At 63.1% G+C, this 13,670-nt stretch carries 15 protein-coding genes; 5 read left to right on the forward strand and 10 right to left on the reverse strand.

All coding sequences use genetic code 11. From position 1 onward, the window contains the following. Positions 1-128 precede the first annotated feature (128 nt). Positions 129-1,031: a LysR substrate-binding domain-containing protein gene (locus ASR47_RS06840; protein WP_065307013.1), complete on the reverse strand. Its 903-nt coding sequence runs from the start codon at positions 1,029-1,031 to the stop codon at positions 129-131. Between the two features lie 157 nt (positions 1,032-1,188). On the opposite strand from ASR47_RS06840, the gene ASR47_RS06845 reads away from it, so the two are divergent. Continuing rightward, a complete protein-coding gene (locus ASR47_RS06845) occupies positions 1,189-2,370 on the forward strand; it encodes an acyl-CoA dehydrogenase (protein ID WP_065307014.1) in 1,182 nt (393 codons plus the stop codon). Further along, positions 2,370-3,617: a CaiB/BaiF CoA transferase family protein gene (locus ASR47_RS06850; RefSeq protein ID WP_065307015.1), complete on the forward strand. Its 1,248-nt coding sequence runs from the start codon at positions 2,370-2,372 to the stop codon at positions 3,615-3,617. The genes ASR47_RS06845 and ASR47_RS06850 overlap by 1 nt, the downstream gene beginning before the upstream one ends. Before the next feature lie 128 nt (positions 3,618-3,745). On the opposite strand, the gene ASR47_RS06855 is transcribed toward ASR47_RS06850, so the two are convergent. Genes ASR47_RS06855 through ASR47_RS06865 form a run of 3 tightly spaced genes read right to left on the reverse strand, consistent with a single transcriptional unit; the run spans position 3,746 to position 5,564 of the window. Further along, on the reverse strand, positions 3,746-4,072 hold the full coding sequence (locus tag ASR47_RS06855) for a barstar family protein (protein WP_065307016.1): 327 nt from the start codon (positions 4,070-4,072) through the stop codon (positions 3,746-3,748). 8 nt (positions 4,073-4,080) lie between these two features. Next, positions 4,081-4,890 carry a 4-hydroxy-tetrahydrodipicolinate reductase gene (gene dapB / locus ASR47_RS06860; RefSeq protein WP_065307017.1) on the reverse strand — a complete coding sequence of 270 codons (810 nt, stop codon included), beginning with the start codon at positions 4,888-4,890 and terminating at the stop codon, positions 4,081-4,083. A 17-nt stretch (positions 4,891-4,907) separates the two neighbouring features. Next, positions 4,908-5,564 carry an outer membrane protein assembly factor BamE domain-containing protein gene (locus tag ASR47_RS06865; RefSeq protein WP_065307018.1) on the reverse strand — a complete coding sequence of 219 codons (657 nt, stop codon included), beginning with the start codon at positions 5,562-5,564 and terminating at the stop codon, positions 4,908-4,910. A 165-nt stretch (positions 5,565-5,729) separates the two neighbouring features. Here ASR47_RS06865 and fur point away from each other — a divergent pair, with 165 nt between their 5' ends. Beyond that, positions 5,730-6,161 (forward strand): ferric iron uptake transcriptional regulator, encoded by a 432-nt coding sequence (gene fur, locus ASR47_RS06870; protein ID WP_065307019.1) that lies wholly within the window; start codon positions 5,730-5,732, stop codon positions 6,159-6,161. 19 nt (positions 6,162-6,180) lie between these two features. On the opposite strand, the gene hrcA is transcribed toward fur, so the two are convergent. Both hrcA and ASR47_RS06880 read right to left on the reverse strand, forming a co-directional pair. Next, entirely contained in the window at positions 6,181-7,197 is a 1,017-nt protein-coding gene (hrcA, locus tag ASR47_RS06875; protein WP_065307020.1) for a heat-inducible transcriptional repressor HrcA, read from the reverse strand. A gap of 94 nt (positions 7,198-7,291) precedes the next feature. Then, positions 7,292-8,017, reverse strand: coding sequence for an HAD family hydrolase (locus tag ASR47_RS06880; RefSeq protein ID WP_065307133.1), 726 nt, complete (start codon positions 8,015-8,017; stop codon positions 7,292-7,294). Positions 8,018-8,249: 232 nt separating this feature from the next. Here ASR47_RS06880 and ASR47_RS06885 point away from each other — a divergent pair, with 232 nt between their 5' ends. After that, complete coding sequence (locus ASR47_RS06885) at positions 8,250-8,852, forward strand: hypothetical protein (protein WP_065307021.1); 603 nt, start codon at positions 8,250-8,252, stop codon at positions 8,850-8,852. 36 nt (positions 8,853-8,888) lie between these two features. After that, positions 8,889-9,506, forward strand: a complete 618-nt coding sequence (locus ASR47_RS06890) for a hypothetical protein (RefSeq protein ID WP_065307022.1) — start codon at positions 8,889-8,891, stop codon at positions 9,504-9,506. A gap of 153 nt (positions 9,507-9,659) precedes the next feature. Here the strand turns inward: ASR47_RS06890 and mmsB are convergent, their stop codons facing one another. From mmsB to ASR47_RS06910, 4 genes are read right to left on the reverse strand one after another with little or no spacing between them, the layout of a single operon-like run. Then, on the reverse strand, positions 9,660-10,565 hold the full coding sequence (gene mmsB / locus ASR47_RS06895; RefSeq protein ID WP_065307023.1) for a 3-hydroxyisobutyrate dehydrogenase: 906 nt from the start codon (positions 10,563-10,565) through the stop codon (positions 9,660-9,662). Between the two features lie 26 nt (positions 10,566-10,591). Next, positions 10,592-11,722, reverse strand: a complete 1,131-nt coding sequence (locus ASR47_RS06900; RefSeq protein ID WP_082988782.1) for an enoyl-CoA hydratase/isomerase family protein — start codon at positions 11,720-11,722, stop codon at positions 10,592-10,594. Next, a complete protein-coding gene (locus tag ASR47_RS06905; protein ID WP_065307136.1) occupies positions 11,715-12,503 on the reverse strand; it encodes an enoyl-CoA hydratase in 789 nt (262 codons plus the stop codon). Before ASR47_RS06905 ends, ASR47_RS06900 begins: the two co-directional genes overlap by 8 nt. Before the next feature lie 5 nt (positions 12,504-12,508). Continuing rightward, the gene (locus tag ASR47_RS06910) at positions 12,509-13,669 is read right to left on the reverse strand and encodes an acyl-CoA dehydrogenase family protein (RefSeq protein ID WP_065307024.1); all 1,161 of its coding nucleotides are present in this window, start codon (positions 13,667-13,669) and stop codon (positions 12,509-12,511) included. Position 13,670 lies beyond the last annotated feature (1 nt).

Genomic DNA, 13,670 nt, shown 5'->3' on the forward strand with positions numbered 1-13,670 from the left:
ATCAGCGTTAATCGGGCATTCTTATGGATGTTCATTCGGTTGGTTTCCTTGAGAACTGGGGGTTTGGCGATTTCCAGTGTCTCAAATCCAATCCGAATGAACCACAACAACCTATTGAAACATCACACCTAGGCCGCCTCGGCCTGCAGCCAGGCACGAAATTGCTGCATTGCCAGCTTTTCGTGCGCCGCTTCGGGCGTGATCAGGTAATACGCGCGCTGGCCGCGCAGTGGGCGCTCGCAAGCGATCTGCAATTCGCCGCGCGCCAGCTCCGCTTCGACCAGCATGCGCGGCAGCAGCACCACGCCCTGCCCCTGCACGGCCGCCATGGCCAGCATGGAAAACAGTTCATAGCGCGCGCCGAAGCGGGCGCCATCGAAGGCCTCGCCGTCGACCTGCATCGCGTCAAACCACTGGCGCCAGGCGCCGGGGCGCGTGCTCGGTTGCAGCAAGGTCAGTTCCAGCAAATCGCGCGGCTGCCAGCTGCCGCGCGCTTGCAGCAGGCGCGGACTGGCGATGGGCACAATCTCCTCATGCATCAGCAAGGTGGCGCGCGTGCCGGGCCAGCGCGCCAGCTGCTCGGGCGTGCCCGCATACAGGGCGCCGTCGTATTCCGTATCGGCAAACATGAACGGTTTTGTGTAGGCATCGATATGCACCACGATTTCGGGCTGCCGCGCGGCCAGGCCGGCCAGGCGCGGCATCAGCCAGCGCGTGGCAAAGGTCGGCACCGAGGCCAGCTGCAAGGCGCCGCCGCCCTGGCGCGCCATGGTGTCGAGGGTATCGCGCTCGAGGCCGTCGAGACGGCTGGCGATCTGGCGCGCGTAGGACGCGCCGGCGCTGGTGAGCAGCACACCATGGCGCGTGCGCTGGAACAGTTGCACGCCAAGAAAGCTTTCAAGCGACGCAATCTGGCGCGACACGGCGCTTTGCGTCAGCGACAGTTCGCGCGCCGCATGGGTATAGCTCTGGTGGCGGGCGGCCGCCTCGAAACAATTGAGCGCTTGCAGCATCGGTATCTTGCGGGACATGGAACGGCCTGGACGTAAAAAACACAGTATGCCGCAAGATATGCGCCCCATGCATATGTGGGTGCATAAAAATCGTTTGCGCAAGGCTGGACTAAAACCTACCATCAGTCCCATTCAATCTTGCGCCCTCACCGGCGCTCACCTTGCGAGGCACGTGATGAGCAAAACCGTATTTGACTTCCATTCCCCCCTGCTGCTGGACGAACAACTGACGGGCGACGAACGCGCCGTGCTGGAAGCGGCGCGCGACTATTGCCAGGGCAGCCTGGCGCCGCGCGTGCTCGAATCGTTCCGCCATGGCCGCACCGATGCCGCCATCTTCCGCGAAATGGGCGAACTGGGCCTGCTGGGCTCGACCATTCCCGAAGAATACGGCGGCGCCGGCCTGAACTATGTGTGCTACGGCCTGGCCGCGCGTGAAGTCGAGCGCATCGATTCGGGCTACCGCTCGATGATGAGTGTGCAGTCCTCCTTGGTGATGGTGCCGATCCACGCCTTCGGCAATGAGGAAACGAAACAGAAATACCTGCCGAAACTGGCCACCGGCGAATTCATCGGCTGCTTCGGCCTGACCGAGCCGAACCATGGCTCCGACCCTGGCAGCATGGTCACACGCGCCCGTAAAGTGCCGGGCGGCTACAGCCTGTCGGGCGCCAAGATGTGGATCACCAACAGCCCGATCGCCGACGTGTTCGTGGTATGGGCCAAGGACGACGAAGGCGCGATCCGTGGTTTCGTGCTGGAAAAAGGCTGGAAAGGCCTGTCGGCGCCCGAGATCCACGGCAAGGTCGGCCTGCGCACCAGCATCACCGGCGAAATCGTCATGGACGAAGTGTTCTGCCCCGACGAAAACGCGTTTCCGGACGTGCGCGGCCTGAAAGGCCCGTTCACCTGCCTCAACAGCGCGCGCTACGGCATCGCCTGGGGCGCGCTGGGCGCGGCCGAGGACTGCTACCTGAAAGCCCGCCAGTACACCATGGACCGCCAGCAATTCGGCCGCCCATTGGCCGCCAATCAGCTGGTGCAAAAGAAACTGGCCGACATGCTGACCGAAATCACCATGGGCCTGCAGGGCTGCTTGCGCCTGGGCCGCATGAAGGACGAAGGCTCGGCCGCCGTGGAAATCACCTCCATCATGAAACGCAACAGCTGCGGTAAGGCGCTCGATATTGCCCGCATGGCGCGCGACATGATGGGCGGCAATGGTATTTCGGACGAGTTCGGCGTGATCCGCCACCTGGTCAACCTGGAAGTGGTCAACACCTATGAAGGCACGCACGATGTGCACGCCTTGATCATCGGCCGCGCGATTACCGGCATCGCCGCCTTCAGCAACTGATGGCCGCCTTCGCTTCCACCCTGCGGCCGGCGCCCTTGACGGGCTTGCGCGTGCTGGACCTGTCGCGCGTGCTGGCCGGGCCGTGGGCCGGGCAGCTGCTGGCCGACCTGGGCGCCGACGTGGTCAAGGTCGAGCAGCCGGGGCGCGGCGACGATACGCGCTCCTGGGGCCCGCCGTATGTGAAAGACGAAGATGGGCGCGATACGGCAGAGGCTGCCTATTTCCAGTGCGCCAACCGCAACAAGCGTTCGCTGTGCATCGACCTGGCCGCGCCCGAAGGGCAAGCTTTGGTGCGCCGGCTGGCGCTGGAGGCCGATGTGCTGCTGGAAAATTTCAAGCTCGGTGGCCTGAAGCAATATGGGCTCGATGCGGCCAGCCTGCTGGCACTCAATCCGCGCCTGGTGTATTGCTCGATCACGGGTTTTGGCCAGGACGGGCCATATGCGGCGCGCGCCGGCTATGACTTTCTGATCCAGGGCATGGGCGGCCTGATGAGCATCACGGGCGTGCCCGATGGCGAGCCGGGCGGCGGGCCGCAAAAAGTGGGCGTAGCGCAAACCGACATCATGACCGGCTTGTACGCCACCATCGCCGTGCAGGCGGCACTTGCGGAACGGACCCGTTCGGGCCTGGGCCAGCATATCGACCTGGCCCTGCTCGACGTGCAGGTGGCGGCGCTGGGCAACCAGGCGGCCAACTACCTGTGCGGCGGCAAGGTGCCCCAGCGCATGGGCAACGCCCATCCGAACATCGTGCCCTACCAGGATTTTCCCACCGCCGACGGCGACATGATTTTGGCGATCGGCAACGACGGCCAGTTCGCGCGCTTTTGCACGATTGCCGGCCACCCGGAATGGGCGCAGGACGAGCGTTTCGCCACCAATCCGCAACGCGTGGCGCACCGGGCGGTGTTGATCCCGCTGCTGCGCCAGGCGACGGTCATGCGCACCACCGACGAATGGATCACGGCCTTCGAACTGGCGGCCGTGCCTTGCGGCCCGGTCAACCGCATCGACCAGGTGTTTGCCGACCCGCAAGTAGTGGCGCGCGGCCTGAAGGTGGAGATGGCGCACCCGACGGCGGGCACGGTGGCGCTGGTGGCCAACCCGGTACGGCTGTCAGCTTCGCCAGTGCAATACCGCTTGCCGCCACCCTTGCTGGGGCAGCACACGGACGAAGTGCTGGGGCAGTGGCTGGGGTTGGGTGATGCAGAAATCACTGGCTTGCGCGAACGCAAGATCGTGTAAAGATGGATGGCAGCGGACGTAGGTCGGATTAGGCACAAAGCGCCGTAATCCGACAACATTGTTGGCGCCGGTGGTGTTGTCGGATTACGGCCCCCAGGGCCTAATCCGACCTACAGTTGACTCTGAAATTATTTCAGAGTCAACTTCAACGCCGGCTTCTCGCCATAATCCTCATAGCGCTCGTTGATGCCAGCGATACAGAACGTCACTTCTTCGAGCAGCTCCGGCGCCTGCGCCTTGAGCGCGTCGGCATCCTGCACCACGATTTCCAGCACTTCGTTCGGTTTCAAGCGAAATTTGCTCATGCCGTCTTCGTCGCGCAGGTAGCTGAGGCAATCGACCCAGGCGTCCATGCTGTTGCCGTAAAACGCGGGAAAACCGAAGGCCTGCACGCATTGCGCGTGAAAGCTCGCTTCGTCGGTGATGTCTTTTCCATTCAGGATGGCAGTGGCCATATCGATCCTCAGCTCTTCAGCGACAGCACGTCCTGCATGTCGTACAGGCCGGTCGGCTTGTCGGCCAGGAAACGCGCGGCGCGCAGGGCGCCGTGGGCGTAGGTGACGCGGCTGCTGGACTTGTGGCTGATCTCGATGCGCTCGCCGATGCCGGCAAACAGCACCGTATGGTCGCCAACGATATCGCCGCCGCGGATGGTGGCAAAGCCGATGGTCGACGGATCGCGTTCGCCCGTCACGCCTTCGCGGCCATACACGGCGCATTGCTTCAGGTCGCGGCCCAGGGCGCCGGCCACCACTTCGCCCATTTGCAGGGCGGTGCCGGACGGCGCGTCGACCTTGTGGCGGTGATGGGCTTCGATGATCTCGATATCGTAGCCTTCGGACAAGCTTTTCGCGGCCAGCTCCAGCAGCTTCATGGTCACGTTGACGCCCACACTCATGTTCGGCGCGAACATGATGGCGGTTTTTTCGGCGGCGGCGGCAATCGCCGCCTTGCCGGCGTCATCGAAACCGGTGGTGCCGATGATCATCTTGATGCCGTGCTCGGCGCAATATTCAAGATGCTGCAAGGTGCCTTCGGGACGGGTGAAGTCGATCAGGTAGTCGGCGTTCGCCAGGCCTTGGGCCAGGCTTGACTCGATCGCCACGCCGGCCGGCTTGCCGAGGAAAGCGGCGGCATCCTGGCCGACCGATGGCGAACCAGCGCGGTCGAGCGCGCCAGCGAGCACGGCGTCAGGGGCGTTGCCGACCGCTTCGATCAGGATATGGCCCATGCGGCCACTGGCGCCGGCGATTGCAATTTTCAGTTCAGTCATAGAATGTTTACAGCAACTTATTTGGTGGGGGCGGGCGCCGGTTCGGCCGGCGTTACGGCAGGCTTGGTGACCGGGATCATCGCCGGCGTATTGTCCGGGTTGGACGGCACGGCCGACGGCGCGACCGGCGAGGGGACCACGGCGGCCGGCGTCCCGGCGGCGGGGGCGCCGGCCTTGGCCAGCTTGGCGAACGGCGACGGGCCGGCGATGCGGTCGATATATTCTTTCTCGGTCGGCAGGTTGCCGCCCTCGAAACGGGCGACCTTGCCTTCTTTATCAAAATACACGACCACGCGGCTGCTGGTGGTTTCGCCATTGCCGCGTGCCAGGCGGAACGGGTAGTCCCAGCGGTCGGCGTGGAAGAGATCGGTCAGCAAGGGTGTGCCAAGGACAAAGCGGACCTGGTCGCGCGTCATGCCTTCTTTCAGCTGCGACACCATCTCTTCGGAGACGAAGTTGCCTTGCTGAATGTCCGGGCGATACGGCGAGAAAAACCACATGAATTTCTGCAGCGGCGTCACGGTGGTGGTCTGGGCCCCCTGTTCGGGCACGAGTTCCTTGCCTTCTTTCTGGGAGGCCGCCGGTTTTTCACCGAGGATGCCGCGGCTGGCACAGCCGGTCGCCATCAACGCAACGCAGACCAGGGCTGCCACGCCTGGTAAGCGGAATGACATACGGTGACGCAAGGATGGCAATACAGCCGGTGTGACGCGCATAAATGACCTCAATTTGATGAACAAAACGCCAGGAGTGACTGGCCCACCCAAAAATGCTTATTTTGGCACTCGCCGACAAAACGCTATATGATAAAGCACCTGACCCACATACGAGCAACAAACATGAGTAACAATCCTAGTGATCTCAAGGCAAGCGGCCTGAAAGCCACCCTGCCACGGCTGAAGATACTCGATATCTTCCAGAGTAGCCCGGTACGCCACCTGACGGCGGAAGACGTCTATAAAATTCTGTTGGCCGATAATATGGATGTCGGCCTGGCAACTGTCTACCGTGTATTGACCCAGTTCGAACAAGCTGGCTTGCTTAATCGCAACCATTTTGAAACAGGCAAGGCGATTTTCGAGCTCAACGAAGGCTCGCACCACGATCACCTGGTGTGTCTCGATTGCGGCCGGGTCGAGGAATTCTTCGACGAGTCGATCGAAATACGCCAGCAGAAAGTGGCGGAAGAGCGCGGCTTCAAGATCGCCGAACACGCGCTGGCCATCTACGGCAACTGCATCAAGCCGGCCTGCCCGCACAAGCCGGCATAAGGCCACTAGCTGCCACTACTTAATGGTGGCTCAAGGCGTTTGACAGCAATTTGGCCGTAATATCGACTATCGGAATGACCCGCTCGTAGGCCATGCGGGTCGGTCCGATCACGCCCAGGGTGCCCACGATCTTGCCGTTGACTTCATACGGCGCCGTCACCACGCTCATCTCGTCCATCGGCACCAGGTTCGATTCGCCGCCGATAAATATCTGCACGCCGGTCGCCTTGCTCGACACATCGAGCAACTGCATCAGCCCCGTCTTCTGTTCGAACATGTCGAACAGCTGGCGCAAGGAACTCATGTTCGAGGACAGATCGCTCACGCTGAGCAGGTTGCGCTCGCCCGAAATGACCATGTCATCGCTGTGATCGCTCATCACTTCACTGCCGGCCTCGACCGCCGCCTGCATCAGGCTGCCCATATCGTCGCGCAACTGGCGCAGCTCGCCCTGCAGCCGCACGCGCACGGCGTCGAACGACAGGCCGCCATAATTCTGGTTGATGTAATTGGCCGACTGGATCAGTTGCGCCGGCGTATAGTCGGCCTCTGTCAGCAATAAACGGTTCTGCACGTCGCCAGCGGGGCCGACGATCACCAGCAGGATGCGTTTTTCCGACAGGCGCAGAAATTCGATCTGCTGGAACACCGATTCGCGGCGCGGACTCAATACCACGCCGGCAAACTGCGACAGCGAAGACAGCATCTGCGCCGCATTGGCGATGGTCTTTTGCGGCTGCTGGGTCTGCAGGCGCAAACGCGCATCGACCATATGCTCGTCTAGATGTTTCACTGTCAGCAAGGTATCGACAAAGATGCGGTAGCCGCGCGGCGTGGGAATGCGGCCGGCCGAGGTATGCGGGCTGGACACATAACCCTGTTCTTCGAGGTCGGCCATGATGTTGCGGATGGTGGCCGGCGACAGGTCGAGACCGGAAATTTTCGACAAGGCGCGCGAACCGACCGGCAGGCCGTCGGCGATATATCGCTCGACCAGGGCTTTCAGCAGGGTTTGGGCACGGAGTTCGAGTTGCATGGTGTTTTCAGTTATACAAGGGTGCCGGCGGCCGGACGCGCACAGGATCCGCATCAACAGCAGCTATTATGCACGTTCGCCTGCGCAACGGCGATCAATCTTCCAGTTGCGCCCGCAGCCACAGCAGCAATTCATCAAAGTTGGCACAGATGGCGTCCGGCCGCACCCCGGCCGCCAGATGGGCGTCGCTGCCGCGCCGGTTCATCCAGACGGCGCGCATGCCCGCATCCTGTGCCCCCGTCACATCGAAATACAGATCGTCGCCCACATACACGGCCTCATGCGGGGCCACCCCCAGCGCCTCGCAGCCGGCCAGGAAAATCGACGTATCGGGCTTGGCCGCGCCAAACTCGCTGGCGGCGATCGATACCTTAAAGTGCTGTGCCAGGCCAATAATTTCAAGGTCGGCGTTGCCGTTGGAAATCGATCCGACCAGCAGCCGCTGTTGCATCCAGGCCAGGCCCGGCAGCACGCCGTCATACGGCGTGACCCGGTTGCGCGCGGTCAGGAATTGCCTGACGGCTTCATCGACCAGCGCCGGGTCCTCGCCAGCCTCGGCGAACGCCGTCAGCAGGCCGGCGCGCCGCAATTCGATCAGGTTGCCGTGGTAGTGCGGTTGTTCATTGAGCAAGTCGAGCCGGTGCCGGCGCAGCGCCTCGATGGAAAACTGCCGGGCCACCCGCGGCGCATGGGTGGATAGCCAGTCGTGCAGCAAGGTTTCGGCGGCGGCGATCACGGGCGCGATCGGCCACAGGGTATCGTCGAGATCAAACAGGATGGCCTTCGGCGGCACGGCGGTGTTGGCGGCGGTATGGGACATGGCGGCAATCAGGATGGAGAAAGGCAAGCCGTATTGTCGCACTGATCGCCTGCCGCAAGGCGCCAGCGGCACCGCCATATGAGGGCGCAGCAGGGCTGGCGCGGCAAAAATTGTTACAGGGTGATACAAGGCAAGGTCAATCGGCTTGCCAGATAGACTAAAATAGGCGCCATTCCAATGCGGCGCCAGCGTCCGTATTGCGCTACCCTACCTAATTCGTTTTGGAGAATGTATGAAAAATGTATACCTGCGCTCGATGCTGGCGGCGGCTTGTGCTGCCACACTGGCAGCCTGCGGCGGCAGCGGCGGCAATATGTTCCTGAGTGGCTCGGTGGTCGGCCTGGCCAAGACCGGCCTGATCTTGCAAAATGGTGGCGAAGACCTGCCCGTGGCCGCTGGCGCCGGCAGCTTTGTGTTTGTCAACCTGATCAAGTCCGACGACCGCTACGATATCAAGATCAAGCAGCAACCGAAGGGCGCCACTTGCACCATCAACAATGGCAGCGGCAAGGCGAACAGCTTATCCGTGTCGAGCACCGTGGTTTCCTGCGTTACCGATACGTATGCCCTGGGCGGTTCGATTACCGGCTTGAGCGCTGGTGGCCTGACCCTGATCAACGGCGCCAGCGGCAGCATCAGCCCGCTGCAAGGCGCGACCAGCTTTACCTTCCCGGCGGTCGCCGACGGTTCCACCTATAACATTTCCGTTTCCAGCAATCCAGCTGGCCTGACCTGCCGATTCCAGGGCTCGATCAGCCCCGACGGCCACGATATCGTCGGCACCATGGGCTCCGGCCCCGTCAATTCGCTGGCACTTGCCTGCGCACGCAATTAAACCGTGCGATCCGTGAACACTCTTTTGGAGAACTACATGAAGTCATCCTGCCTGCGCCCTCTGGCCGCGCTGCTGCTGACCGTCGGCCTGGCGGCCTGCGGCGGCAAGGCCTCGTACGATGTGTCCGGCACCATTTCCGGCCTGAACAATGCTGGCCTGGTACTGGCCAACGGCGGTGATACCGTCTCGCCCGCCGTCGGCGCGACCGCGTTCACCTTTCCCAAGCGCGTCGATTACGGCACCGACTACAACATCACGGTGAAAACACCGCCGGCGCACATGAATTGCAGCGTCTCGGGCGGCACCGGCTCGGCCGGCCGTTTTGTCAGCATCCAGGCCTTTGTCAGCTGCCAGCAAAACACCTATACGGTAGGCGGCACCATCACCGGCCAGACCGTCGACGGCCTGGTGCTGGGCAATGGCAGCACCGCCACGCCGCTGACGGTGGCCAAGGCCACGGCCACCTTTGTCATGCCCAATCCGGTCGCCGATGGGAATTCCTACGGCATCAGCGTGATTACCAATCCGGCCGGACAGACTTGCACGGTAGCGACCAACCCGGCGACCGGCCTGTCGACCGGTGTCGGCATCATGGGCGAAGCCAAGGTCGAGACCGTCAGGATTGTCTGCGTCACGAATGGCACAGCCAGCTAGCAGCAAGCTATCACCAAATCGAATAATTGGTATTTGAAAGATAAATTGGAGTTATATGTGGCGATGCAGCATACTGCATCTGTCTCCTCCAACTCTTCCAAGAATTGGATTTAGCCCGCTTTTACCAGCGGGCTTTTTTTTGTCCAAAAATCATCAAGCGGCAGGCTTGTCCGGCTCGCCATTGAACAGCTGCACGATGCTGGAAAAATCCTGGCCGGCATGGCCGGCCTGCGCATGCAGCTGGTACAACTGGCGCACCAGGCCGCCCAAAGGCGTGGCCGCGTTGACCGACAGGCTGGCCTGCTGCGCCAGGCCCAGGTCTTTCAGCATCAGGGCCGTGCCGAAGCCGCCGCTGTAATTGCGCGATGCGGGCGCGGTGTCCATCACGCCCGGCCACGGGTTATACACTTCCAGGGTCCAGTTGCGGCCCGAACTCTTGGCCATGATGTCGGACAGCACGGCCGGATCGAGCCCGTGCGCCACGCCCAGGTTCAAGGCTTCGGCCGTGCCGGCCATCAAAATGCCCAGCAGCATGTTGTTGCAGATCTTCGCCACCTGGCCCGCACCGGCCGCACCGGCATGGAAAATATTCTTGCCCATTTTTTCCAGCAGCGGGCGCGCGCGCAGCAAGGCCTCAGCTTCGCCACCGACGATAAAGGTCAGCGTGCCGGCTTGCGCCCCAGCCGTGCCGCCGGAGACGGGTGCGTCGAGCATGGCAAAGCCGCGCTCTGTGGCCGCCTGCGCCACCTGGCGCGCCACCTCGGCGGCAATGGTGCTGCAGTCGATCAGCAAGGCGCCCGCCTTGGCCGAATCGAGCACGCCGCCTTGGCCCAGGTACAGCTCCTGCACATGCTTGTTGGCCGGCAGCATGGTGATGACGGCGTCGGCCGCCTGCACGGCGGCGCTGGCGGACTGCGCCGCCGTGGCGCCCGCCTCGACCAGCGCGGCGACCGCTTCCGGCGCCAGGTCGAATACCGATACATGAAAGCCGGCCGCAACCAGGTTGCGCGCCATCGGCGCCCCCATGTTGCCCAGGCCAATAAATGCGATATGTTGCATGGTGTCTCCTCTTGTTTATTCTTGTCTTATGCCAGGTCGGCCAGCGGATGTTGTGCCCACGGCGCCTGGAAATATTCGTTCAGGTAAGTGTCGTCCAGTTCGCTCAAGCTGCTCGGGCGCCATTGCGGCGCATTGTCCTTGTCGATCAGCAAGGCGCGCACGCCTTCGGCAAAGTCGGGATGGGCGCAGCACTGCACCGCCACGATCAGTTCCAGCTGAAATACTTGCGCCAGGCTCAGGTGACGGGTGCGCGCGCGCATGGCCCACACCAGCGCGGCCGAGCTCGGCGCGCCCCTGGCCAGCGAGTGAGCCGCCTTTTGCAGCCAGGCCGATTCGCCGTCGTAGGCGGCGATCGCCGCCACCACTTCGGACAAGGTCGGCGCCTGCGTCAACGTGGCGATCGCGTCGTAATTGGCGCGCACCGGCGACTCGGGCAACAGCGACGATGGCGAGGACAGGCCGCGCAGCAGGCGGTCCAGCTGCTGGTGGTTCGCTTGGGGATCAGCTTGCCATTGCGCCAGCGCCAGCGCGTCGAGCACCATGGCGCGCGCCTCCTGCTGCAGGAAATAGTCGCCCAGGCCGACAAACAGCGCGTCGGCCGCATTCATCGCCGCACCCGTCAGCCCCAGGAACAGGCCGGTACGACCCGGCATGCGGCCCAGGAACCAGCTGCCGCCCACGTCCGGGAACAGGCCGATGGTGATTTCGGGCATGGCGATGCGCGTGCTTTCCGTGACCACCTTGTGGCTGGCGCCGGCCATCAGCCCCAGGCCGCCGCCCATGACGATGCCGCCGCCCCACACCAGCAGCGGTTTGACATAGGTATGGATGCGATGGTCGAGCCGGTATTCATCGGCAAAAAAGGCCAGCGCCTGCGGGTTCGGCACCACCCCAGGCGCATCAAACACGGCCGTGCGCAGGCTGCGCACGTCGCCGCCGGCACAGAATGCCTTGTCGGTCGACGACTGCAGCACCACGCAGGCAATCTGCCCATCATCGGCCCAGGCCAGCAGCGCACCGTCGATGGCGCGTATCATCTCCAGGGTCAGGGCATGCAGGGATTTTGGCGCGTCCAGGGTGATGACGCCCAGCTTCATGCCGCCGGGGCAATCGCGCTCTTCGATCTTGACGGTTTCAAGCAAGGTGGAGTCATGCATTGCGCCACTCCGCCGTGCGTTTTTCCAGGAAGGCCTGCACGCCCTCTTTCTGGTCGTGCGTGTCGAACAGGCCCAGGAACAAGGTGCGTTCGTCGGGCAGCGATTGCACCAGCGGTTTGCCACGCGCGCCCTGCACCAGGCTCTTGCAGGCGGCCACGCTGCCAGGGCTCTGGCGCGCCACCTTGCCAGCGAGCGCCAGCGCAGTGGCCAGCGCCTGGCCAGCAGGCACGACTTCCTCGACCAGGCCGATGGACAAGGCCCTGGCCGCATCGATGCGCTCGCCACATAAAATCATGCGCTTGGCCCAGCCTTCACCGACCAGCCATGGCAGGAGCTGGGTGCCGCCCGCGCACGGCAGCAAGCCCACCGACGCTTCCGGCAAGGCCATTTGCGCATGTTCTTCGGCAATGCGGATATCGCAGGCCAGCGCGCATTCGAGCCCGCCGCCCATGGCGTAGCCATTGATGGCGGCGATGCTGACGCCGCGAAACGCGGACAGCGCCTCGAAGGCCTCGCCAAACGCGGCCGCCATCTTGAAGGCCATGCCCTTGTCGCCGTCGGCAAACAGTTTCAAATCGGCACCGGCTGAAAAGAACTTGGCGCCGCCGCCGGTGATCACCAGTGCGTACACGTCGTTGTCCGCGTTCAGGTCGGCCACCAGTTCCTTGAGCGCAGCCAGGCTGGCCAGGGTCCAGGTATGGGCCGGTGGATTGTCGAGGGTGACTTGCACCGTATGGTCGTGGCGTTCCACGACTAAATTGCTATAAATCTTGTTTGTCATATTCGTCATCGTAAGGTCTCCGTGGCGCCATCCTTCAAGATCGCTCGCGCGATAATCAGGCGCATGATTTCATTGGTCCCTTCCAGGATCTGGTGTACCCGCGTGTCGCGCACATGGCGCTCGAGCGGATACTCGCGGATATAGCCGTAGCCGCCGTGCAATTGCAGCGCTTCGTTGCAGACATTGAAACCGACGTCGGTGGCAAAGCGCTTGGCCATGGCGCAATACGCGCTCGCGTCGGGACTTTGCTGGTCGAGTTTCCAGGCGGCCAGGCGCACCATCTGGCGCGCCGCCACCAGTTCGGTCAGCATGTCGGCCAGCTTGAACTGCAAGGCCTGGAACTGCGCCAGTTCGCGGCCGAACTGCTTGCGCTCCTGCAGATACACTTGCGCGCGGCTCAAGGCAGCCTGCGCCGTACCGACCGAGCACACTGCGATATTGATGCGCCCGCCATCGATGCCCTTCATGGCGATGGCAAAACCTTCGCCTTCGCTACCGAGCAGATTGGCGGCCGGCACGCGCACGTTGTCAAAACTGATGATGCGGGTGGGCTGGCTGTTCCAGCCCATTTTTTCTTCCTTCTTGCCATACACGATGCCGGGCAAATCGGCCGGCACGGCAAACGCGGAAATGCCGCCCGCGCCCTCGCCGCCCGTCCTCGCCATGACGATCAGCATCTGCGTCTGGCCGGCGCCGGAGATAAACGCTTTCGTGCCGTTCAGTACGTAATGGTCGCCATCGCTGACGGCTTTGGTGCGCAGGGACGCCGCGTCCGAGCCCGACTGCGGCTCCGTCAGGCAATAGCTGGCCAGTTTCTGGCCGGCCGCCAGGGCAGGCACCCACTCGTCGCACAAGGCCTCCTGGCCCCAGCGCGACAGCATCCAGGTGGCCATATTGTGGATGGTGATATAGGCCGTGGTCGAGGTGCAGCCGCCGGCCAGTTCCTCGAAGACGATGGCCGCATCCTGGCGCGACAGGCCCAGGCCGCCCCAGCGCTGTGGCGTATACAGGCCGCAAAAGCCCATTTCGCCGGCCCTGGCGATGGTCTCGACCGGAAAAATCGCTTCCGCATCCCAGTGCGCCGCATGCGGCGCCAGTTCGCCGGCGGCAAACGCGCGCGCGGCATCCTGGAACTCGCGCTGCTCGTCGCTCAGTTCAAAGTCCATG

It is taken from the genome of Janthinobacterium psychrotolerans, from assembly GCF_001677885.1.
Taxonomy (GTDB): Bacteria; Pseudomonadota; Gammaproteobacteria; order Burkholderiales; family Burkholderiaceae_D; genus Janthinobacterium; species Janthinobacterium psychrotolerans.